Raw genomic sequence first — 242 nt, 5'->3', positions numbered from 1 at the left:
GCGGCAGGAAAAGACATAGCAAAAGGAATTAGTCTAGGACTAGACCTTCGCGGTGGTTTTGAAATTCTTTATGAAGTAAAACCAGCCAAAAAAGGTGATAAAATTGATCGAGACGTACTCGTAAGTACAGTAGGCGCTCTTGAAAATCGTGTCAATGTTCTCGGTGTAAGTGAGCCGAACATTCAAATCGAAGGACAAGATCGAATTCGCGTACAGCTTGCTGGTGTACAAGATCAGCAAAA

1 pseudogene is annotated in these 242 nt (G+C 42.1%); it reads left to right on the top strand.

Going from position 1 to position 242, the window contains the following annotated elements:
- Positions 1-242, top strand: a pseudogene (locus tag SB658_RS26935) (protein translocase subunit SecDF); the annotation flags it as partial.

The organism is Bacillus sp. SIMBA_008, assembly GCF_046535495.1.
In the GTDB taxonomy this organism is placed as follows: Bacteria; Bacillota; Bacilli; order Bacillales; family Bacillaceae; genus Bacillus; species Bacillus subtilis.
The sequence above is the reverse complement of the archived record's forward strand: the minus strand, read 5'-3'. Positions and strand labels throughout refer to the sequence as shown.